Consider the following 21619-nt stretch of genomic DNA (forward strand, 5'->3'; position numbering starts at 1 on the left):
TGTCACGCCGGGCCACGGCCGCGTGGCCGCTCAGCCACGGGTCTGCCGCGCCACGTCCGCGACCACGTCGACGAGGTTGCCGGTACGTTCGAACACCGCCCGCTGCCGCGCCGCGCCGCTGCCGTGCCGGCGCAGCCCGCCCAGCAGATCGGTCACCCGGTCCAGGTCGCCGTGCCGTTCCAGTTCCGGGCGCAGCCGGTCGACCAGCCGGTCCAGCAGCTCCCACGCCGGGCGCAGCTCACCGTCGGTGAGGTCGACGCCCTCGCCCTCCAGCCCGTCGTGGGCGGCCCGCCAGTGCGCCGCCACGAGCAGGTGGTGGTCGGTGTTGACGGCCGGACGGCCGGCGTCGATGTCGGTGAGCGCTGTCGCGACGAGCGCGCGGACCAGCGCCGCCACCAGCACCGCGTCGTCCACGGAGGGGCAGACGTCGCCGATGCGGATCTCCACCGTGGGGTACTTCGCGGAGAGCCGGGCGTACCAGTAGAGCATCCCCTCGTCCAGCATCACGCCGCTGGCGATGAGCTGCCGGATCAGCCGCTCGTAGTGCTCGTGCGACTCCAGGTACGGGGTGGGCGCGACGGACGGCCAGCGTTCCCACTCCACCGAGCGCCAGCTCGCGTACCCGGTGTCCGCCCCCCGGGAGAACGGGGAGTTGGCGGTGGCCGCGTGCAGGATCGGCAGCCAGGGCCGGACGTGGTTGAGCACCTGCACACCGGTGTCCGGGTCGGGAATGCCGACGTGCACGTGCATGCCGTTGTTCCCGGGGCCGGGCACCAGCAGCCGGAACCGCTCGATCATCCGGTCGAAGCGCGGCTTGTCCACCACCGGCGGCACCGGCCCGTCGACCGGCCCGGTGCCGATCGCGAGCAGCCGTACGCCGGCCCGCTCGGCCGCGTCGGCCAGCTCGGCGCGCAGCATCGACAGCGAGTGCCGGATCGAGGACAGGTCCAGTCCGGGCGGGCTGCCGATCTCGATCTGGCTGGTCTGGAACTCCCGTTCCACCTGACCGCGCAGCTCGGCCGGCACCTGCTCCATCACCAGGTCGACGGCGGGTACGGCGGTCCCGGTGTGCGGGTCGGCGAGCAGGAACTCCTCCTCGACGCCGACCGTCAGCAGGTCGGTTCCGCCCGGTGCGGCGCTCCGCTCCCGCTCCGCCACTGAGCCACTCATCGTCACCACCGTCTCCTCCGGACCGCTCACGGCACCGTGCCGCGGGGTCGAGAGCCTGTTACCCACCGTGTCCGTTTCGGGAAACGTGCCGGTGGGCGTGTCGGTGCCGGTTCGCCCGTTCGGGGTCGCGTGCGGGGCCGGCCGAGCGTCGGATCGGCGTGCGCGCAGGGGCCCCGGTGCGTGACACGGCGGGCTAGGGTGGGCTCGTGGCGGGGATGCTGGCGGTGCTGACGGGGGCGTGGGCGTACGCCCTCACCCTGTTCGCCGACCGGCCGGCCGGGCTGCTCGCCGGTGCGGCGGTCGTCGCCGCGCTGCTGCTCGCGACCCTGCTCGCGCTGCGCGTCCGCGCGCTGCCCACGCCGCCCGGCACCCGGTTCGCCGCCGCACTACGGGCCCGCGCCCGCCGTCGTGGGGTGCCCCGGCAGGTCGACCCGGACGCGCCGGGGCGTCCGCGCCCCCGCGCACCCGGCCTGCGCCCCTCGGCCGCGTAGCCACCTCCTTCCGGCCCGCGCCGGCGGGCCGCCGCTCTCTCCCCGGCTTCGCGGCCGATTCCGTCGTCATCCGTCCCGCCGCGCGCACGTCGCCGCCCGGGACACCCGGAATCGCCATCGAGGGGTCCACCCATGCTCGCCTTCGCACCGTTGCACTCGGCGGCCTCGGCCGCCGCCACCGTCGTCACCTGGCTCGCCGACGTGCTCGCCCCGCTCACCGGCGGCGCCGCCACGGCGGCCGCCATCGTCCTGTTCACCGTCGCCGTCCGGCTGCTGATCTCGCCGCTGACGGTGGCACAGGTCCGCGGGGAGCGGCGTCGCACCGCGCTCGCCCCCGAGGTACGGGAACTCCAGCGCCGGTACGCCGACGACCCGTCCCGCCTGCAGAGCGAGGTGTTCGCGCTCTACCGCAACGCCGGGGCCAGCCCGGTCGCGGGCTGCCTGCCGGCGCTGTTGCAGGCGCCGTTCTTCCTTGTCATGTACCGCCTGTTCGCCACCGGTGACGGCGCGCCGCAGCTGCTGGGGGAGCGGCTGGCCGGCGTACCGCTGGGGTGGCACCTCGGCGACGGGCTGTCCGGTCCGGTGCTGCTCGTGTTCGGGGTGCTGCTGGCCGCGCTGCTCGCGCTGGCCTGGTGGTCGTCGCGGCGGATGCGCCGGGCGGCGGCCGCCACCGGCACGGTGGCCGGTACGCCCACCGAGGGCCCGGGCGCGGCGGTGCTCGGGCGGCTGTTGCCGCTGCTGCCGTACGCCACGGTGCTGGTGGCGCTCGTGGTGCCGCTGGCGGCGGTGCTCTATCTGGTCACCACCACGGCGTGGACCGCGCTGGAGCAGGTGGTGCTGCGCCGGCCGCAGCCGGCGGCGGCCATCGACAAGCGTTGACAAATGCGGGGGCGGGCGCGTAGAAATCGCTCTCAGAGAGCGCTCTCCCGGACCCGTCCCCGCAGAGAGGCACCCCGATGAACCCGATCCCGGCGGCTGCGGCCGCCTCCGCCACCGTGCCCCGACCACGCCGCCGGCTCGCCCTGGCCGCCGGCGTCCTCGCGCTCACCACCGCGCTCGCGGGCGTCTCGATGACCGCCCAGGCTGCGGTGCCCCCGACGCCGTCCGGGTGGAACCTGGTGTGGAGCGACGACTTCACCGGCTCCGCCGGCACGCTGCCCTCGTCCGCCAACTGGATCATCGACACCGGCACCAGCTACCCGGGCGGCCCGGCCAACTGGGGCACCGGCGAGATCCAGACCTACACCTCCAGCACCGCCAACCTGGCCCACGACGGCTCGGGCAACCTGCGCATCACGCCGCTGCGGGACTCCGCCGGCCGCTGGACCTCGGCCCGGATCGAGACGGTGCGTTCGAACTTCAAGCCGCCGACCGGCGGCGTGCTGGCCTTGGAGGGCCGGATCCAGATGCCGAACGTGACGGGGGCGGCGGCGTCCGGGTACTGGCCGGCGTTCTGGGCGCTCGGCTCGCCGTACCGGGGCAACTACCAGAACTGGCCGGGCATCGGCGAGTTCGACGTGATGGAGAACGTCAACGGGATCAACTCGGTCTGGGGCGTGCTGCACTGCGGCGTCGCGCCGGGCGGCCCGTGCGGGGAGTTCAACGGCATCGGCGCGTCCCGGGCCTGTCCGGGCAGCACCTGCCAGTCGGCGTTCCACACCTACCGGTTCGAGTGGGACGCTTCGATCAGCCCGCAGCAACTGCGCTGGTACGTCGACGGTCAGCTCTTCCACACCGTCGGGCAGAACCAGATCGGTGAGCCGTACTGGAGTCAGATGACCAACCACGCCGGCTACTTCCTGCTGCTCAACGTGGCGATGGGCGGCGGCTTCCCGGACGGCGTGGCCGGCTCGGCGACGCCGACCGCGTCGACCGTGCCCGGCCGGTCGATGCTTGTCGACTACGTGGCCGTCTACACCCGCGGTGGCGGGAGTAACCCGTCGCCGACGCCGACCACGCCGCCGCCGGGCGGAGTGCGTGACGCCTACTCGACGATCCAGGCCGAGTCGTTCAACGCGCAGAACGGCGTGCAGGTGGAGACGTGCGCCGAGGGTGGCCAGGACATCGGGTGGCTCGCCAACGGCGACTGGGCCCGCTACGACAACGTCGACTTCGGCTCCACGCCGCCGCGCGACTTCGTGGCCCGGGTCGCCTCCGGCGCGGCGTCCGGGGTGAGCGGGCTGGTGGAGGTCCGGGTGGACAGCCCGACCGCGCCGCCGATCGGCAGTTTCGCGGTCGGCAACACCGGCGGCTGGCAGACCTGGCGCTCGGTGCCCGGCAACGTCAGCGCGGTGACCGGGCGGCGCACCGTCTACCTGACGTTCAGCAGCGGTCAGCCGTCCGACTTCGTCAACGTCAACTGGTTCACCTTCCGCCGCTGAGGCCGGTCGGAACGCGGCCCGGACCCCCGGTCCGGGTCGCGTCGAACCGGTGCTGGACAGAAACAGTTAACACTCCTAATAATAGGCGCGCGTCGACGGTTGTGAATTCCTCTCCACCCCCGCCCGTCCCCTGGAGGACGCCGTGAGACTCCGCCCCCGCCTGGCGACGCTCGCCGCCGCGCTGACCACCGCCGTGGTCGCCGGTGCCCTGCTCGCCGCCCCGCCCGCCTCGGCCGCCACCGCGGCCTTCGTCCGCACCTCCAGCTGGAGCAGCGGGTACGAGGCCCGGTTCACCGTCACCAACGACAGCTCCGCCGCCATCTCCTCGTGGAACGTCCAGTTCGACCTGCCCGCCGGCAGCACGCTCGGCTCGTTCTGGGACGCCCGCCTCACCACCTCCGGCCAGCACGTCACCGCCGTCAACCAGTCCTGGAACGGCGCGCTCGCCCCGGGTGCCAGCACCAGCTTCGGCTTCGTCGTCAGCGGCACCGGCGACCCGGTGAACTGCACCGTCAACGGCGCCTCCTGCACCGGCGGCGGCAACCCCGGCAACCCGGGCGCGCCCACCACCCCCGGCGGACTGCGGGTCACCGGCACCACCGCGTCCTCGGTGTCGCTCGCCTGGAACGCGGTCTCCGGCACCGTCACCGGCTACCGGGTGTACGAGGGCAGCACCGTCAAGGCCACCGTCACCGGCACCTCGGCCACCGTCTCCGGGCTGGCCGCGTGCAGCGGGCACAGCTACACAGTGACCGCGTACAACGGCAGCGGCGAGTCGGCGAAGTCGGCGGCGGTCGCGGCCACCACCAGCGGCTGCACCGGAGGCGGCGGTGCCATGGCCGCCGCGCCCTACCTCTACCCGGGCTGGGGCGACCCGCCCGCGCCGTCCACCGTGATGGGCGCGACCGGGATCAAGTGGTTCACCATCGCGTTCGTGCTCTCCGGCGGCGGCTGCACCCCGGCCTGGGACGGCACCGGCCCGCTGACCGGCGGCACGCACGCCGCCACCATCGCGGCGATCAAGGCGGCCGGCGGCGACGTCATCCCGTCCTTCGGCGGGTGGAGCGGCAACAAGCTCGGCCCGAACTGCTCGACCGCCGCCGCGCTGGCCGGCGCCTACCAGCAGGTCATCAACGCGTACGGGCTGAAGGCGATCGACATCGACATCGAGAACAGCGACGAGTTCGAGAACGAGGTGGTGCAGGACCGCATCCTGGACGCCCTGAAGATCGTCAAGCAGAACAACCCGGGGATCAAGACCATCATCACGTTCGGCACCTCGACCACCGGGCCGTCGTACTACGGCACCCGGCTGATCAACCAGGCGGCGGCCAAGGGCGCCGGGATCGACGTGTTCACCATCATGCCGTTCGACTTCGGCGGCGGCGCGAACATGTACCAGAACACGGTGAACGCGGCCGAGGGCCTGAAGACCGCGCTGCGCAACGCGTTCGGCTGGTCCGACGCCACCGCGTACGCGCACATGGGCCTGTCCGGCATGAACGGCCTCTCCGACCAGCAGGAGCTGACCTCGCCGGCCACCTGGACGCAGATCCGCGACTGGGCCAAGGCGCGCGGCCTGGCCCGGTTCACGTTCTGGTCGGTCAACCGGGACCGGCCCTGCCCGGGCGGGGGCGTGGTCGCCAACTGCTCCGGCATCGCGCAGAACACCTGGGAGTTCACCGGCATCACCGCCGGATTCTGAGCCCGCGCGGCGGTCAGCGCCCGGTGGTCACCGACTGCCGGGCGCGCCGCCGGCGCACCTTCTTCACCGCCCAGCTGACGATCATGAAACCGAAGACGGCGAAGATCGCGTAGTTGAACCACGAGCTGTACCTGTCGACGTCCTCCCACCGCGACCCGAGAGCGAACCCGGCGCCGACGATCAGGGCGTTCCACACGCCGCTGCCGAGCGTGGTGAGCAGGATGAACTCGCCCAGCGGCATCCGGTTGGCGCCGGCCGGGATCGAGACCAGGCTGCGCACCACAGGCACCACCCGGCCGATCAGCACCGCCCACCGGCCGTGCCGCTCGAACCAGCGGTCGGCCTTCTCCAGATCCTCCAGGTCGACCAGCGGAATGTGGTCCAGCCAGCGCTTGAGCCGGTCCTCGCCGAGCGCCGCGCCGAGCCAGTAGAGCACCAGCGCGCCGAGCAGCGAGCCGACTGTCGCGGCGACCACGATCAGCACCACGTTGAACCGGCCCTCGGCGGACAGGTAGCCGGCCATCGCCAGCACGATCTCGCTCGGGATCGGCGGGATGATGCTCTCCAGCGCCACCAGCAGCGCCACACCGACCGCGCCGAACGAGTCGATCACGCTCGCCACCCACCCGGTCAGCCCGGTGAACTGGTTCGGGTCGACGTCCTGGGCCAGGGCCATGGCGGTCCTTCCACGCGAGAGCCGGAGATCCGGAAGTGTTACCCGGACCGGCTGCCGCCACACCTGTGACTCAGCCCTCCGGGTGCAGCGCCGCGTCCGCCGGACCCCGCCGCCAGCCGGTGAAGCGGACCACCAGGCCGCCCCGGCTGGGCGAACAGCAGTACGGCCCGGCCGACGCCTGCGCCGCCGGATCGAGCGGGGCGACGCGGACCAGCCGCCACGGCTCGTCGTCACACCGGGCCCGTACCGTCAGCGCGTCGCCGGCCCGGCTCACCCGGACCGTGACCTCACGGCCCGACCACTGCGGCACCGGCGCGACCGACCAGTCGGAGAACTCGTCGGTGACCACTGCTCCGACCTGCGGGACGCCGTCGCTCACCTCGACCCCGGCCTTGGTCCACCGCCGCTCGTCCACCCGGACCAGCACGCCGGCCTGGTCGAACTGGGCCGCGTAGTCGAGCAGGAACGACACCTCCACGGCGCTGTCCACGCCGAACGGCGCGAGCAGCGCCGAGCCGTCGTCGTGCACGAAGCCGTAGCTGGTGCGCCGCCAGAAGTCGCTGCCGCCGCGCGGCTCGACCAGCAGGCCGCGACCGTCCGGCTCGGCCCGCTCCGGCGGGTTCAGCCAGGTGCCGGCGGACCAGTCGTACGCCTCCTCGCTCATCGGAGCACCGTACCGGGTTTGCCGCCGCGCGCGTTCGGAGAAGTAGTCCTCGCATGGGTGACAGGTGGTATCAGGAGGCGGTCGTCTACTGCCTCGACGTGGACACTTTCGCGGACTCCGACGGCGACGGGGTGGGTGACTTCCAGGGCGTGATCGGGCGCCTGGACTACCTGGCCCGGCTCGGGGTGACGTGCCTCTGGCTGAACCCCATCCATCCCTCGCCGAACGAGGACGACGGGTACGACGCGACCGACTTCTACAACGTCGACCCGCGACTGGGCACCCTCGGCGACTTCGCCGAACTGCTGCACCAGGCGAGCAACAGGGGCATCCGGGTGATCATCGACCTGGTGGTCAACCACACCTCCGACCAGCACCCGTGGTTCCAGTCCGCCCGCTCCTCGCCGGATTCGCCGTACCGGGACTGGTACGTCTGGGCCGACCACGAGCCGGCCGACCGCCACCAGGGCATGGTGTTCCCGGGCGAGCAGCACGAGACGTGGACGTACGACCGGACCGCCAAGGCGTGGTACTACCACCGCTTCTACAAGTTCCAGCCGGACCTGAACATCGAGAACCCCAAGGTCCGCGCGGAGATCAAGAAGATCACCTCGTTCTGGCTCCAGCTCGGCGTCTCCGGCTTCCGGATGGACGCCGTGCCGTTCATCATCGAGCGCACCGAGCCGGGCAACCCGAACTCACCCAAGGACTTCGACTTCCTCACCGACCTGCGCCAGCACGTGCAGTGGCGGCGCGGCGACGCGGTCCTGCTCGCCGAGGCGAACGTCGAGCCGGACGAGCTGCCCGTCTACTTCGGTGACGGCAGCGGCTCGGGCAACCGGATCCACATGCTGTTCGACTTCATGCTCAACGGCCGGCTGATGCTCGCCCTGGCCCGGGAGGACCCGGAGGTGATCATCGAGGCGTTGCGCGACACCCCGAAGCTGCCCACCGGCGGCCAGTGGGCCACGTTCCTGCGCAACCACGACGAGATCGACCTGTCCCGGCTCACCGCCGACCAGCGCAACGACGTGCTGGCGAAGTTCGGCCCGGACGAGAACATGCAGCTCTACGGCCGGGGCATCCGCCGCCGGCTGGCGCCCATGCTCGGCAACGACCGCCGGCACATCGAGCTGGCGTACTCGCTGCAGTTCTCGCTGCGTGGCACCCCCGTGCTGCGCTACGGCGAGGAGATCGGCATGGGGGAGGACCTGTCGCTGGACGGGCGCGACGCGATCCGTACCCCGATGCAGTGGTCGTACGCCGACAACGCCGGCTTCTCCACCGCGGAGCCGGAGAAGCTGGTCCGCCCGGTGATCGACAAGGGCGAGTACGGCTATCAGAAGGTCAACGTCACCGCCCAGCGCAAGGACCCGCGCTCGCTGCTCGGCTGGTTCGAGCGGATGATCCGGACGCTGCGGGAGGCACCGGAGACCGGCTCGGGCAGCACCACGTACATCGATGTGCCGATGCCGTCGGGCGTGCTCGCGCACCGGGCCGACGGGCGTACCGGGACCATGGTCTTCCTGCACAATCTCGGCACCGAGGACGTGGAGGTGGACCTGAGCACGCTGGCGCCGGAGGCGGACCTGCCGATCGACGTGCTCAGCGACCGCAACTACGAGGACGTGGGCAAGCTCGACCGGCTCAAGCTCGGCGGGTACGGCTACCGGTGGATCCGGCTCTGCCGGGGACACGAGCGGTAGGGGGCGGCGTACCGGCGGGTTAAGCTCCTTCGATCGAGCCACAAGTTACCGGGAGGTAAGCATGTCGGAGGAGCCCCGCGTCGCCATCGTCACCGGAGCCGCGCGCGGCATCGGGGCCGCGACCGCCCGCCGGCTGGCGGCCGACGGCATGGCCGTCGCCGTGGTCGACATCGACGAGTCCGCCACCAAGGAGACGGTGGACGCCATCGGCTCGGCCGGCGGCCGGGCGCTGGGTGTCGGCGCCGACGTGTCCGACCGGGCCCAGGTCGAGGCCGCCGTGGAACGGATCGCCGCCGAACTGGGCGCACCGACAGTGCTCGTCAACAACGCGGGCGTGCTGCGTGACAACCTGCTGTTCAAGATGACCGAGGGCGACTGGGACACGGTCATGGGCGTGCACCTGCGCGGGGCGTTCCTGTTCAGCCAGGCCGCGCAGAAGCACATGGTCGAGGCGAAGTGGGGCCGGATCGTCAACCTGTCCAGCACGTCCGCGCTCGGCAACCGGGGCCAGGCCAACTACTCGGCCGCCAAGGCCGGCCTCCAGGGCTTCACCAAGACGCTGGCGATCGAGCTGGGCCCGTTCGGGGTGACAGTCAACGCGGTCGCGCCAGGCTTCATCGTCACCGACATGACCGCTGCCACCGCGGCCCGGATGAAGGTCGACTTCGACGACCTGCAGAAGCACGCCGCCGCCGAGATCCCGGTCCGCCGTCCCGGCCGCCCGGAGGACGTGGCGCACACCATCTCGTTCCTGGCCAGCGAGGGCGCGTCCTTCGTCTCCGGCCAGGTCATCTACGTCGCCGGCGGTCCGAAGGACTGACCGGCCCGACCCGGCGCGGGCCCGCTCAGGCGGGGTCGCGCCGGGTGCGCCACAGCCAGAACAGGCCGAGCACCGGCAGCACCAGCGGCACGTAGCCGTAGCCGCTGCCGAAGTCGGACCAGACCGTCTCGTCCGGGAACAGCTCCTTGTCGGCGATGCTCAGCACACCCACCCCGAGCACCCCGACCAGTTCGACTGTGCAGCAGGCCAGCGCGACCCGGCGGCCGGCGTGCCCGGCCCGGGCCAGCCCGACCGCCGCCACGATGTAGATCAGCGCCGCCACCGCGGAGAGCAGGTACGCCACCGGCGCCTCGTCGAACTTCGTGGCGATCTGCAAGCTCGCCCGCGAGGTCGCGGCGATGGCGAAGACGATGTAGACGGCGATCAGCAGCCGGCCCGGCCCGCGGTTGGTGGCGCGCTGCTCGGTCGTGGACTCAGCCACCGAGGACCTCCCAGGTCTGCTGCAGCCGTACCGCCACGACCGGCGTGACCAGGCAGATCGCGCAGACGATGCCCGAGCCCCAGCGGGTCGGCTCCATCCGGGCCAGCACCCAGGCCAGCGGCGGCAGGCAGACGAGCGTCGCCAGGTAACCGAAGAACGCGCCCGGCTCGCCCGGCCGATCCCCGCCGCCGAGCGCCACGAGGGCCGCCACGGTGAGCGCGAGCAGCGCCACCTCCAGCACGGCCAGGCCGACGAACTGGATCCGGTCCGGCGGCCGGTGGCGTACCGCCGCCACCAGGGCCCAGACGGCGACCGCCAGCGAGATCACGATCGCGACCGTGGCGAGCGGCCCGTCCACCGGAGAGGCGGCTGCCGCGCTGGTCGTCGACACGGTGTCGTTCACCGGCACAGCCTACTAATCCGTGTAGTAGCGGCTCGCCCGCCGGGTCGGGGCGCGCCGGACGGGTCCGGCGACTAGCGTGGATCACGGTCCCGGCGTACGCCGGTGGCGGACGTGGACGGCAGGGGGTCGGGGTGCGGTTCGGGTTGTTCGGCACTGGTTACTGGGCGGCGGAGACGCACGCCGCGGCCATCGAGGCACACCCGCGGGCCCGGCTCGCCGGTGTCTGGGGGCGGAACCCGGCGAAGGCGGAGGAACTGGCCACCCGGCACGGCGTACCGGCCTTCACCGACGTGGACGCGCTGATCGACGCCGCCGACGCGGTCGCGGTGGCGCTCCCGCCGGACGTGCAGGCCGACATCGCCCTCCGGGCCGCCACCGCCGGGCGGCACCTGCTGCTGGACAAGCCGCTGGCGCTCGACCTCGCCGACGCCGACCGGGTGGTCGACGCGGCGCAGGCGTCCGGGGTGGCCTCGGTGGTCTTCTTCACCCAGCGTTTCCACCCGAACGTGATCGGCTTCCTCGCCTCGACCGCGGCGGCCGGCGGCTGGCAGCACGCCCGCGCCACCATGTTCGCGTCGATCTTCCAGCCGGGTAACCCGTACGGCGACTCGACCTGGCGGCGGGAGCGCGGCGCGCTCTGGGACATCGGCCCGCACGCGTTGTCGCTGATCCTGCCGGTGCTCGGCCGGGTCACCCGGGTCGCCGCCATGGACGGCCCGAGCGGCCTGGTGCACCTGCTGCTCACCCACGACGGCGGCGCGACCAGTTCGCTGTCGCTGACCCTGGACGCGCCGTCCGAGGCGGTCACCCGGGACTTCGTCTTCTTCGGCGAGAACGGCACCGAGACCGTCCCGCCCGGCGACGGCAGCGCGCTCCAGGCGTTCGGCGCCGCGCTCGACCAGTTGCTGGAGGAGGTCGACGCCGGCACCCGCGACCACCGCTGCGACGTGCGGTTCGGGCGCGAGGTGGTGGCCGTGCTGGACGCCGCGCAGACCGCCCGCGCCCAGGCCCGCACCGTCGAACTGTAAGGAAGGGCCCCTTATTAACGCCTCCGGTAGAGGAAGGGGCCCCTCTTAACACCCGCAGGTCAGGCGCAGATCAGGCGCCGGCCAGCGTGACGATCGCCTCGCCCAGTTCGGTGGGGGACTGGAACTCCTCGGCCGGTAGGGATCGCAACGCCTGGAGCGCCTCGGTGCTCGCGCCGTTCTCCTGGCCCCAGCGGACCAGGTCCTCCCGGGAGACCGGGTAGTCCAGCCCGGCCAGGAACTCCTGCAACTGCGCGCCGGTGACGGTCATGCCGCCCGGCTACCCGCTGAGCCCGGCGGCATTCCCGCCGCCGGCCCGGAGCCGGCGGCGGGAATGCCGCTCCCGGCCCCGGCGGTTTGCCCCGGCGGGCCCCGGGTAGCCGCGGACATGCTGGTACAGCGGCTCGGCGCGCCGAGCGACTTCGACCCCTTGCTGGACCGCGTACGGGACGCCCGGGTGGTGATGATCGGCGAGGCGACGCACGGCAGCTACGACTACTACCGGCTGCGGGAACAGCTGACCCGGCGGCTCATCGCCGAGCAGGGCTTCGACTTCGTGGCGGTGGAGGGGGACTGGCCGGACTGCGACCGGGTGCACCGATCGGTGGTGGGAGCGCCCGGCGGTCTGGCCGATCCGCTCGTCGCGCTGGAACGGTTCGAACGCTGGCCGACCTGGATGTGGGCGAACGCCGAGGTGGCCCGCTTCTGCCGCTGGCTGCGGGCGTGGAACCTGGAATGCCCCGAGGGGGAGCGGGCCGGTTTCCACGGCCTGGACGTGTATTCCCTCTGGGAGTCGATGCAGGCCATCTTCGACTACCTCGGTGAGGAGGACCCGGCCTCGCTGGAGGCGGCCCAGGAGGCGTACCGCTGCTTCGAGCCGTACGGCAAACGGGTCGAGGAGTACGGGATGGCCAGCCGGTTCGTCTCCGCACGGTGCGAGGAGGAGGTGGTACGGCTGCTGGCGCGTACCCGGGAACAGGCCGCCGCGGACGGCCCGGACCGCTTCTCGGCCTGGCAGAACGCGGAGGTGGTGGCCGGCGCGGAACGGTACTACCGGTCCATGGTCGGCGGCGGCCCCGAGTCGTGGAACGTCCGCGACGTCCACATGGCCGACACGCTCGACCGGCTGCTGGACCGGTACGGGCCGGGCTCGCGGGGGATCGTGTGGGCGCACAACACGCACGTCGGCGACGCCCGGGCCACCGACATGGCGGCGGACGGCATGGTCAACATCGGGCAGCTCGGCCGGGAACGGCACGGCCGGGACGCGGTGGCACTGATCGGCTTCGGCAGCTGGCACGGCAGCGTGGTCGCCGCGCCGCGCTGGGGCTCACCGGCCGAGACGATGGTGGTGCCGCCGGCCCGGGAGGGTTCGGTGGAGCACCGGCTGCACGAGCTGATGCCGGACCGGGCGGTGCTCGTGTTCGGCGGCGACGACCAGCCGGAATGGGTGACCGGCGAGGCGGACCACCGGGCGATCGGGGTGGTGTACGACCCGAGCTTCGAGTCCTGGGGCAACTACGTGCCGACCCGGCTGGGTGAGCGCTACGACGCGTTCATCTGGTGCGACGAGACGACGGCGCTGCACCCGCTGCCGGCGCGCGTGACGCCGGGCGAGATGGAGACGTACCCGGCGGGGGTGTGACCGGGTGGGGCCCCGCGGGGCCCCACCCGTGCGGCTCACACGTTCGCGTGCTGCTTCTCGGCGAGGTGGGCCCGCAGGCCCTCGCCCTCGACGTCCACGTTGGGCAGGATCTTGTTCAGCCAGCGCGGCAGCCACCAGGCGGCGTTGTTCAGCAACGACATCACCGCCGGCACGATCGTCATCCGGACCACGAACGCGTCGATGGCGACACCGATCGCGAGCGCGAAGCCCATCGACTTGATGATCGGGTCCTCCAGGAAGACGAAGCCGCCGAACACCGAGATCATGATGAGCGCGGCGGCGGTGACCACCCGGGCGCCGTGCCCCATGCCGTTGATGGTGGCCTGCTGAGCCGTGTCGCCGTGCACGAAGTCCTCGCGCATCCGGGAGACCAGGAAGACCTCGTAGTCCATGGCCAGGCCGAACAGGATGCCGATGAGCAGGATAGGCAGGAAGCTGACCAGCGGGGCCGGGGTGTCCAGGCCGACCAGGTCGGCCAGGTGGCCCTGCTGGAACACCGCCACGGTGATGCCGAATGTGGCCGCCACGGTGAGCAGAAAGCCCAGCGCCGCCTTGACCGGCACCAGGATCGACCGGAACACCAGCATCAGCAGCAGGATCGACAGGCCCACCACCAGCAGCAGGTAGACCGGCAGCGCGTCGGAGAGCTTCTCCGACACGTCGATGCCGACCGCGGTGACGCCGGTGAGCAGCACGTCGGCGTTCTGGATGCCGGAGACCTGCTTACGGATGTCGTGCACCACCGTCTCGGTGGCCTCGTCGGTCGGGCCGGACTTCGGGATCACCCCGATCAGCGCGGTACGCCCCGACGGGTCGACCTGCGGCGGGGCCACCGCCAGCACCCCGTCGGTCTTCTGGACCAGCGCGGTCACCTGCGGGATGGCGGCCTGGGTGTCCTGCGGCGAGTCGGCGGTCACCACGACCGCGAGCCGGCCGGTGAAGCCGGGGCCGAAGCCCTCGCGGATCAGGTCGCTGCTGACCCGGGCCGGGGTGCCCTCGGCGGCGGCGGACGCGTCCGGCAGCGCCAGGCGCATGTCCTGCGCCGGGATCGCGAGCAGGCCGAGGCCGAGCAGGCCGACCAGGATCACCGGGATGCGGAACCGGGTCACCCACCGCGCCCAGCGGAAGCCGAAGCCGGAGCGGTCCTCCGAGCCGGTGGCCGGGTCCTCGACCGCCTTGCGGTCACGCAGCTTGCGCGGCAGCACCTTGTGGCCGGCGAAGCCGAGCAGCGCCGGAGCCAGCGTGATCGCCACCAGCACGGCCACGGTGACGGTGCCGGCGGCGGCCAGGCCCATCACGGTGAGGAACGGGATGCCCACCACGGCCAGGCCGGCGAGCGCCACCACGACGGTCGCGCCGGCGAAGACCACAGCGGAACCGGCGGTGCCGACCGCGCGGCCGACCGCCTCCTCCGGGGAGAGTCCGTCGAGGAGGTTCTGCCGGTGCCGGGAGGTGATGAACAGCGAGTAGTCGATGCCGACCGCGAGGCCGAGCATCAGCGCCAGAATCGGCGCGGTGCTGGTCAGTTCGACCGCGCCGCTGAGCGCGAACAGACCGGCCATGCCGACGCCGACACCGATCAGCGCGTTCAGCATGGTCATCCCGGCCGCCACGAGCGAGCCGAACGTGATCACCAGGACGATCGCCGCGACCAGCACGCCGATCGCCTCGGTCGAGCCGACCTCCGGCTCACCGTTGAGCACCTCGCCGCCGGGCGCGATCTGCCAGCCCTGCGTCTCGGCCTGGGCGCCGACCTTCTCGTACGCCTCGCGCTGCTCGTCGGTGACCTCGTCCGCGCCGCCGGCGAACTGCACCTGGATCAGCGCGTACCGGCCGTCCGGGGTGAGGGCCTGGGCCTGGTACGGGTCGACCGCGCCGACCACGCCCGGGAGCGTGGCCGCCTCCTCCGTGACCTGCTTGACCACGGCCTGTCCGGCGGGCGTGGTCAGCGCGCCGTCCTGTGGCGCCTTGATCGCGATGGTGCCGGTGGCGCCGCTGGCCGCCGGGAAGCGGTCGGCGAGCAGGTCGATCGCCTTCTGCGACTCGGTGCCCGGCATGGTGAAGTTGCTCGCCGTCGGGCCTCGCAGCGTGGCCGCGGCCAGGCCGAGGCCGACGAGTACGACGAGCCAGACGACGGCGACGAGTCGCCGCCGGCGCAGGGATGCCCGGCCGAGCCGGTACAGCAGGGTCGCCATGGACCTTCCTTGTCCTCGCAGAAACGGATCAGGTGGTGACTTCGAGCGCGCGGTACGCCACGGCGAGCAGCGCGGGTCGCAGCTGGTCGTCGGGGATGTCCAGGAACTCGCCGCAGGTCTCGGCGATCCCGGCGAGCACGACGAGCGCCGCGACGCGTGCCTCCGGGCGATCGGAGAAGCCGGCGAACGCGGCGACCAGTTGTTCGGAGATCTGCTGGATGTGGGCGAACGCGGGCTGCTGGAGCAGGTCGGGGAACTCTCCCCGCAGCAGCGCGATCTCCCGGCGGAAGCGGACCGCCAGGTCGACGAAGCCGTCGGCGGCGACGCGCTGGGCCTCGGCGCCGGTGTGTGCGGCGATCCGGGCGTCCAGCTCCTCCAGCATGGTGATGGCCGGGGCCATCAGCTCGCAGAGCAGGGCTTCCTTGCTGGCGAAGTGGTAGAGCACCGTCGCCTTGGAGCAGCCGACGTCGCGGGCGATGTCCTGCAGTGAGGTGCCCTTGTATCCGGTGACGGCGAACCGGCGAGCGGCAGCGGCCAGCAGCTCGTCGTGGGTGGCGGGGGTGGGTCGCGCCATGTCCTCCAGCATGCCTGACCGATCGGTCAGGTGCTGACCGATCGGTCAGATCCGCCGCGTGGCGTTCGCCACAACGGCACGTTCCCGCAGGTCAGGCCGGTGTCCCGGTCCAGTCGGCGAGCCATTCCCCGGACCAGGTGAGCGCGCCGGAGCGCAGGTCGGCGACGAGCGCGCGTACCCAGTCCAGTTCGGCGCGGAGCAGCGTCAGTTGGTATTCGTCCTCGACCAGGAAGAGCCGGGGGAGCTGTACCCCGGCCAGCGCCGCCTCACGCTCACGCAACCGTGCCTCGATGGCGCCGGCCCGCTGGTCGAGCCGCCGGGCCGCCTCCTCGGGCGGCAGGATCGGCAGGAACGACAGCGCGGCGGGGAACTCCGGGAACTCCCGGGCGGGGGTGGCGAGCGCGTCGGCGAGCCACCCGTCGAGCGTGCTCCGGCCGGCCGGTGTGAGCGCGTACACGATGCGCTCCGGCCGCCCCTCCTCGCGCCTGGTCTCGGCCACCCGGATCAGCTCGTCGCGGCGCAGCCGCTCGATGGTCTGGTAGATGCTGTTGCGCTGCGCGACGTTCACCACGTCGTGCTTCTCCCGCTCCCGGATGAGCTGCTGCATCCGGTACGCGTGCATCGGCTCCTCGACCAGGAGGGCCAGCACCATCATCGCCAGCGGCGAGCGACGAACCGTCATGGCCCCACCCTAGGTGCCCCCTGTCGCGCCATAGTCATTTTATGTATAGTCATTGCATGACTAAAGCTGTCGTCGTCGGTGCCGGACTGGCCGGCCCGGTCGCCGCCATGGCGCTGCGGCGCGCAGGCATCGACGCCTCGGTGTACGAGGCGTACCCGCGGGACGCGGTCGGAGTGGGCGCCTTCCTGACGCTCTCGGCAAACGGGCTCGACGCGCTGCGCGCGATCGACCTCGACGACCTGGTGGCCGGGCTCGGACACCCGACACCCCGGATGCTCATGCACAACCATCGCGGGCGCCGGCTCGCCGAGTTCGGCGCCCCGGGCAGCCGTACCGTCGGCCGGTCTGACCTCTACCGCGCGCTGCGCGACGAGGCGCTGCGCCGGGGCCTCGAGTTCGTCCACGGCGCGCGCCTGACCGGCGCCGACTCGACCGGCGGCGGTGTGACCGCCCGGTTCGCCGACGGCCGCACCGCCCACGGCGACCTGCTCGTCGGCGCCGACGGGCTGCGCTCCCGGGTCCGCGCGCTGATCGACCCGGCCGCCCCCGCGCCCCGCTACGTGCCGCTGCTGAACGCCGGCGGCTTCGCCCACGGGCTGCGCCTGCCCGACGAGCGCGGCGTGATGCAGATGATGTTCGGCCGGCGCTGCTTCTTCTGCTGGATCGTGGTGGGGGAGGACGAGGTCTGGTGGTTCGCCAACCCGCCGCAGCCGGACGAGCCGAGCCGGGAACACCTCGCCGCGATCGGCCCGGACGAGGCCCGGTCCCGGCTGCGCGCGTTGCTCGCCGGCGATCCGGGACCGGCGACGACGATCCTCGACCACACCGCGCGGATCGAGTACGGCTGGCCCACGTACGACCTGCCCTCGGTGCCGGTCTGGCACCGCGACCGCATGATCGTGATCGGCGACGCGGCGCACACCGCCGCCCCCTCCTCCGGGCAGGGCGCGGCGATGGCCTTCGAGGACGCCGTCCAGCTCGCCCGCTGCCTGCGCGACCTGCCGGACGTGCCGGCCGCGTTCCGGGCCTACGAGCGGCTGCGCCGCGACCGGGTGGAGCGGGTGGTCGCGCAGGGGCGGCGGACCAGCACCACGAAGGTCGCCGGCCCGGTCGGGCGGTTGGTCCGGGACCTGGGCATGCCGCTCGCCGCCCGCTACCTGGCGCGTAACGGCGGCGCCGCCCAGGCCTGGCTGTTCGACCACCACATCGACTGGGCGCAGCGGGTGGAGGGCTGAGTCAGACCGGCGGGTGGCCGTGCCTGCGGTCGTACGCGGCCCGGGCCGCGCTGATCGCCTCCCGGTGCCGTTCGGCCCAACTGGTCAGCGCCACCAGCGAGTCGTACAGCTCCCGGGCCATCGGGGTGGCCGTGTACTCGACCTTCGGCGGCACGCAGGGGTGGACGTGCCGGTTCAGCAGCCCGTCCCGCTCCAGGTTGCGCAGCGTCAGTGTGAGCATCCGGCGGCTGATCCCCTCCACCCGGCGCTCCAGCTCGGTGAAGCGGACCGGGCCGGCCGAGGCGGCGATCAGGATGCCGATGGCCCACTTACCGCCCACCCGGTCCAGCGCCTCCCGCACGGTGCAGGCGTTCGCCTGCTCCGCCGGGCCGGACCCGCACCGGTTCGCCTCCTGCTCGCCCACGCCTCGATCGTCGCAGGTGCCGGCCACCGGAGCGCGCCGGGCACCGTGTCGGGGTTGCCGAGCCGGGCCCGGCCCGGGAAGGTGGTCCGATGGGTGCCGCCGACGAGACCCGGGCCGGAGTGTCGCTGACCAACCTCGACCAGCCGCTGTTCGACGGCGCCGGGGCGACGAAACGCGACCTGGTCGACTACCTCGACGCGATGGCTGACCGGATCCTGCCGGAACTGCGGGACCGGCCGCTGTCGGTGCTGCGGGTGCGGCCCGGCCAGGACCCGTTCATGCAGAAGAACCTGCCGAAGTACACGCCCGACTGGGTACGCCGCACCGAGGTGTGGGCGGAGGCGTCGCACCGGCGGATCTCGTACGCCCTCTGCGACGACCGCCGCACGCTGCTCTGGTTCGCCAACCAGCGCGCCGTGGAGTACCACCCGACGCTCGCCCCCGCCGGGCAGGCCGAGCACCCGACCCACCTGGTGCTCGACCTCGATCCCCCGGAGGGGGACGCGTTCGGCGCCGTGGTGCGGGTCGCGCTGCTGGTGCGGCAGGCGCTCGCCGACGCCGGGCTGGCCGGCGCGGTGAAGACGAGCGGCGCCAAGGGGCTGCACGTGATCGTGCCCGTGGACCCGGCCACCACGGCGGAGGAGGCCGCCGCCGCGACCCGGGCGCTCGCCGCCCGTACCGAACGGCTCGATCCGGCGGCCGCGACCACCGCGTTCATCGTCGCCGACCGCGGCGGCCGCGTCTTCGTCGACTCCACCCGGGCGTACGGGGCGACTGTGGTGGCTGCCTACAGCCCTCGGATCCGGCCCGGCGCCCCGGTGTCGTACCCGGTGGGCTGGACCGACCTGGAGTCGGCGAGCCCGGGCGACTTCACCGTGCGGACCGTGCCCGCTCTGCTGGGCGACCGGGATCCCTGGGCGGAGGCGCTGCCCGCGCCGCAGCGCCTGCCGGCGGACCTGGTCGAGCAGGGGCGGACCATCCCGGTGGCCCGGGTGCAGGCGATGCACGAGGGAAAGCGCCGCGCCAAGGCCCGCCGCGAAGCCGGCTGAGGTCGGTCCCCGTCAGCGCCGCCGGGTCACCACCGCCGGCGGGTGCTTGCCCCAGGTGGACGCGACGAGCACCACGGCCAGGGCCCAGGTGACGATCATCGTCCAGATCGGGCGGGTCTCGGTGGCCGCGCCCACGAACCCGCCGATCGCGTAGCTGACCAGGCAGAGCAGGCCGGTCGCGGCGAGCCGCCCGGCCGCGGCCCGGCCCTCCGGCTCGAACACCCAGTCGGCGATGCCCTTCGTCGTCCGCAGCACGGTTCCGGTCTGGTACGACGTGGCGGTCTGCACGCCGAACGTGCGGACGATCAACCCGCCGAGGATGCCGACCGGGAACGCCAGCAGCGCGGTCAGGATCGTGCGCTCGGTCATCGAGTCGCGCCCCGAGTCGAGCGACCGGTCCACCAGCCCCCAGAGCACGAGCAGCGCCAGCATGGCGAGCAGTTCCATGCCCGGCGGGGTGAGCGGACCGGCCGGACGGAGGCGGCGGATACCGGCGCCGAGCAGACCGCCGAGACCGAACGCGCCAAGCGACGCCACCGCGGCCGGCCAGGGCGGAAAGTGATCGGCGGCCCCCATTCCGACGAACGCCACGTTGCCGGTCTGAATACCCACGAACACCTTGTACCTGAGGAACGAGAAAGCGTCGACAACGCCGGCGAGGCCGGTGGCGAGCGCAAGTGCCAGAAGCGGTACGTGGAAGTCGTATTCCCCTACCCGCCAGCGATCCTCAGCGTCGTTGGGCATCGCCCTCCCTACCCCCGGCTGCGCCCGTGAAACCGTGGGGGCACGCGATGCGGGAAAGTGCCGGGAAAAGTGTTTCCTGTCGTTTCCGGTGAATGGCGCGATCGCGTTATTCACCATCGGCATCCGGTTCGGCAGCATCGCAATTGCGTCTCGACGGCGAGACTCGAAGCCGAAGGAGGCCGAGCGCATGTTCGTGCTCCCCGTCGCCAGAATCCGCGTCACGTTCTATTCGATCGCGGCCCTGGCCGTCGCCGGAGTCGCCACTGATGCTCCGTTCTGGAGCATCGCGGCGTCGCTGTTCCTCTGTGTCGCGATTCCGCTCGCGGTGGCCGTTCAGAGCCCGGAGCACCTGCGGGCGTTGTTCGTCCCGTCCCGGGCCACCGAGCCGGCGGCCCTCACCCGGAAGGACATCCGTCATGCCCAGATCCACTGACTCCGTCGGCAAGGGATCGGCGAAGGACCACTCGATGGTCGGCACCGTTCCGCGCAACCCGGCGATCGACGACACCCACCCGGACCTGGTGAACCCGCCGTCGACCGACCACGGCCTCATGCCGAACCTGGTGTTCCCGTTCTCGCTGGCCCACACCCGCCGGGAGAGCGGCGGCTGGACCCGGGAGGTCACGAACCGCCTGCTGCCGATCGCCCACGACCTGGCGATCGTGAACATGAAGCTCGACCCCGGCGCCTACCGGGAACTGCACTGGCACATCCAGTCCGAATGGGCCTTCATCCTGTCCGGCAGTTGCCGGATCGCCGCTGTGGACCAGGAGGGGCGCAACTTCCTGGAGGACGTCAAGGCCGGGGACCTCTGGTATTTTCCGGCCGGCATCCCGCACCACATCCAGGCCCACGACGAGGGCGTGGAGTTCCTGCTCGTCTTCGACGACGGCTGCTACTCCGAGGACGGAACGTTCCAGGTCACGGACTTCTTCGCGCATGTGCCGAGGGAGGTCATCGCCAAGAACTTCGGCTGGACGATGCAGCAGATGGCCAACTTCCCGCCCGAGTCGGAACGCTACATCTTCCCGGGTCAGAGCCCGCCACCGCTGGCCGAGGACCGGGTGTTCAGCCCCACCGGCGACGTGCCCCGGACGTTCAAGCACAGCCTCCTCGCGCAGACGCCGGAGAAGTTCGAGGGCGGCAGCGTACGAATCGCCGACTCGAGCAACTTCGCCGCGGCGATCACCACCACCGCCGCGCTGGTGGAGATCGAGCCCGGCGCGATGCGGGAGCTGCACTGGCACCCGAACGGCGCGGAGATGCAGTACGTGATCTCGGGCAAGGGACGCATGGGCGTCTTCGCCAACCACGCCACCGCGCGCACCTTCAACATGGAGACCGGCGACGTCGGCTACGTACCGATCTCGATGGGCCACTACATCGAGAACATCGGCGACAAGCCCTTCGTCTACCTGGAGCTGTTCCGGACCGCGAAGTTCGAGGACGTGTCGCTCGCGCAGTGGCTGGCGAACATCCCGCCGGAGGTGGTCGCCGACACGATCAACGTGCCACGCGAGCTGGTCGAGGCGCTTCCGAAGACGAAGAGCCCGCTGCAACGGCACTGAGAACGACGGCTGAGCGCGGA

23 protein-coding genes are annotated in these 21619 nt (G+C 72.3%); 12 read left to right on the forward strand and 11 right to left on the reverse strand.

Annotated features, from left to right (window positions below):
- Positions 1-30 precede the first annotated feature (30 nt).
- Positions 31-1179, reverse strand: a complete 1149-nt coding sequence (locus O7604_RS14435) for a glutamate--cysteine ligase (RefSeq protein WP_281579967.1) — start codon at positions 1177-1179, stop codon at positions 31-33.
- A gap of 206 nt (positions 1180-1385) precedes the next feature.
- Here O7604_RS14435 and O7604_RS14440 point away from each other — a divergent pair, with 206 nt between their 5' ends.
- From O7604_RS14440 to O7604_RS14455, 4 genes are all read left to right on the forward strand, one after another.
- Positions 1386-1661: a DUF6412 domain-containing protein gene (locus O7604_RS14440; RefSeq protein ID WP_269707008.1), complete on the forward strand. Its 276-nt coding sequence runs from the start codon at positions 1386-1388 to the stop codon at positions 1659-1661.
- A 132-nt stretch (positions 1662-1793) separates the two neighbouring features.
- The gene (gene yidC / locus O7604_RS14445; protein WP_281579861.1) at positions 1794-2540 is read left to right on the forward strand and encodes a membrane protein insertase YidC; all 747 of its coding nucleotides are present in this window, start codon (positions 1794-1796) and stop codon (positions 2538-2540) included.
- 77 nt (positions 2541-2617) lie between these two features.
- Positions 2618-4042 carry a carbohydrate-binding protein gene (locus O7604_RS14450; protein WP_281579862.1) on the forward strand — a complete coding sequence of 475 codons (1425 nt, stop codon included), beginning with the start codon at positions 2618-2620 and terminating at the stop codon, positions 4040-4042.
- A gap of 142 nt (positions 4043-4184) precedes the next feature.
- Complete coding sequence (locus tag O7604_RS14455; RefSeq protein ID WP_281579863.1) at positions 4185-5747, forward strand: cellulose binding domain-containing protein; 1563 nt, start codon at positions 4185-4187, stop codon at positions 5745-5747.
- A gap of 13 nt (positions 5748-5760) precedes the next feature.
- On the opposite strand, the gene O7604_RS14460 is transcribed toward O7604_RS14455, so the two are convergent.
- Both O7604_RS14460 and O7604_RS14465 read right to left on the reverse strand, forming a co-directional pair.
- Positions 5761-6423 (reverse strand): DedA family protein, encoded by a 663-nt coding sequence (locus O7604_RS14460; RefSeq protein ID WP_269704294.1) that lies wholly within the window; start codon positions 6421-6423, stop codon positions 5761-5763.
- Positions 6424-6493: 70 nt separating this feature from the next.
- Positions 6494-7087 (reverse strand): DUF1349 domain-containing protein, encoded by a 594-nt coding sequence (locus O7604_RS14465; protein WP_269704296.1) that lies wholly within the window; start codon positions 7085-7087, stop codon positions 6494-6496.
- Between the two features lie 53 nt (positions 7088-7140).
- Here O7604_RS14465 and O7604_RS14470 point away from each other — a divergent pair, with 53 nt between their 5' ends.
- Both O7604_RS14470 and fabG read left to right on the forward strand, forming a co-directional pair.
- A complete protein-coding gene (locus O7604_RS14470) occupies positions 7141-8793 on the forward strand; it encodes an alpha-amylase family protein (RefSeq protein ID WP_269704298.1) in 1653 nt (550 codons plus the stop codon).
- A gap of 61 nt (positions 8794-8854) precedes the next feature.
- Positions 8855-9613, forward strand: coding sequence for a 3-oxoacyl-ACP reductase FabG (fabG, locus tag O7604_RS14475; RefSeq protein WP_013288301.1), 759 nt, complete (start codon positions 8855-8857; stop codon positions 9611-9613).
- 25 nt (positions 9614-9638) lie between these two features.
- On the opposite strand, the gene O7604_RS14480 is transcribed toward fabG, so the two are convergent.
- Positions 9639-10055 carry a hypothetical protein gene (locus O7604_RS14480; RefSeq protein WP_269704300.1) on the reverse strand — a complete coding sequence of 139 codons (417 nt, stop codon included), beginning with the start codon at positions 10053-10055 and terminating at the stop codon, positions 9639-9641.
- Entirely contained in the window at positions 10048-10464 is a 417-nt protein-coding gene (locus O7604_RS14485; RefSeq protein WP_281579864.1) for a hypothetical protein, read from the reverse strand. The genes O7604_RS14480 and O7604_RS14485 overlap by 8 nt, the downstream gene beginning before the upstream one ends.
- Positions 10465-10589: 125 nt before the next feature.
- On the opposite strand from O7604_RS14485, the gene O7604_RS14490 reads away from it, so the two are divergent.
- Positions 10590-11486, forward strand: a complete 897-nt coding sequence (locus O7604_RS14490) for a Gfo/Idh/MocA family oxidoreductase (RefSeq protein ID WP_281579865.1) — start codon at positions 10590-10592, stop codon at positions 11484-11486.
- Positions 11487-11556: 70 nt separating this feature from the next.
- Here O7604_RS14490 and O7604_RS14495 read toward each other — a convergent pair whose 3' ends face one another.
- Positions 11557-11754, reverse strand: a complete 198-nt coding sequence (locus tag O7604_RS14495; protein ID WP_043328589.1) for a DUF2795 domain-containing protein — start codon at positions 11752-11754, stop codon at positions 11557-11559.
- Between the two features lie 117 nt (positions 11755-11871).
- Between O7604_RS14495 and O7604_RS14500 the strand changes: the two genes are divergently transcribed.
- Positions 11872-13128 (forward strand): erythromycin esterase family protein, encoded by a 1257-nt coding sequence (locus O7604_RS14500; RefSeq protein ID WP_269704304.1) that lies wholly within the window; start codon positions 11872-11874, stop codon positions 13126-13128.
- A 35-nt stretch (positions 13129-13163) separates the two neighbouring features.
- On the opposite strand, the gene O7604_RS14505 is transcribed toward O7604_RS14500, so the two are convergent.
- The 3 genes from O7604_RS14505 to O7604_RS14515 all read right to left on the reverse strand — a co-directional run bounded on the left by O7604_RS14505 (position 13164) and on the right by O7604_RS14515 (position 16600).
- Complete coding sequence (locus tag O7604_RS14505) at positions 13164-15344, reverse strand: MMPL family transporter (protein WP_269704306.1); 2181 nt, start codon at positions 15342-15344, stop codon at positions 13164-13166.
- A gap of 28 nt (positions 15345-15372) precedes the next feature.
- Positions 15373-15918, reverse strand: coding sequence for a TetR/AcrR family transcriptional regulator (locus O7604_RS14510; RefSeq protein WP_281579866.1), 546 nt, complete (start codon positions 15916-15918; stop codon positions 15373-15375).
- 91 nt (positions 15919-16009) lie between these two features.
- Positions 16010-16600, reverse strand: coding sequence for a PadR family transcriptional regulator (locus tag O7604_RS14515; protein WP_269704310.1), 591 nt, complete (start codon positions 16598-16600; stop codon positions 16010-16012).
- 56 nt (positions 16601-16656) lie between these two features.
- Here O7604_RS14515 and O7604_RS14520 point away from each other — a divergent pair, with 56 nt between their 5' ends.
- Positions 16657-17835, forward strand: coding sequence for an NAD(P)/FAD-dependent oxidoreductase (locus O7604_RS14520; RefSeq protein ID WP_281579867.1), 1179 nt, complete (start codon positions 16657-16659; stop codon positions 17833-17835).
- 1 nt (position 17836) lies between these two features.
- Here O7604_RS14520 and O7604_RS14525 read toward each other — a convergent pair whose 3' ends face one another.
- Positions 17837-18238 (reverse strand): helix-turn-helix domain-containing protein, encoded by a 402-nt coding sequence (locus tag O7604_RS14525; protein ID WP_281579868.1) that lies wholly within the window; start codon positions 18236-18238, stop codon positions 17837-17839.
- 89 nt (positions 18239-18327) lie between these two features.
- Between O7604_RS14525 and ligD the strand changes: the two genes are divergently transcribed.
- Positions 18328-19287, forward strand: coding sequence for a non-homologous end-joining DNA ligase (gene ligD, locus O7604_RS14530; protein ID WP_281579869.1), 960 nt, complete (start codon positions 18328-18330; stop codon positions 19285-19287).
- A 12-nt stretch (positions 19288-19299) separates the two neighbouring features.
- On the opposite strand, the gene O7604_RS14535 is transcribed toward ligD, so the two are convergent.
- Complete coding sequence (locus tag O7604_RS14535; protein ID WP_281579870.1) at positions 19300-20031, reverse strand: DUF1275 family protein; 732 nt, start codon at positions 20029-20031, stop codon at positions 19300-19302.
- Between O7604_RS14535 and O7604_RS14540 the strand changes: the two genes are divergently transcribed.
- Both O7604_RS14540 and O7604_RS14545 read left to right on the forward strand, forming a co-directional pair.
- Entirely contained in the window at positions 20024-20464 is a 441-nt protein-coding gene (locus O7604_RS14540) for a hypothetical protein (RefSeq protein ID WP_269704318.1), read from the forward strand. The genes O7604_RS14535 and O7604_RS14540 overlap by 8 nt on opposite strands.
- The gene (locus tag O7604_RS14545) at positions 20448-21599 is read left to right on the forward strand and encodes a cupin domain-containing protein (RefSeq protein ID WP_269704320.1); all 1152 of its coding nucleotides are present in this window, start codon (positions 20448-20450) and stop codon (positions 21597-21599) included. Before O7604_RS14540 ends, O7604_RS14545 begins: the two co-directional genes overlap by 17 nt.
- Positions 21600-21619 lie beyond the last annotated feature (20 nt).

It is taken from the genome of Micromonospora sp. WMMA1947 (genome assembly GCF_027497355.1).
Lineage (GTDB): Bacteria > Actinomycetota > Actinomycetes > Mycobacteriales > Micromonosporaceae > Micromonospora.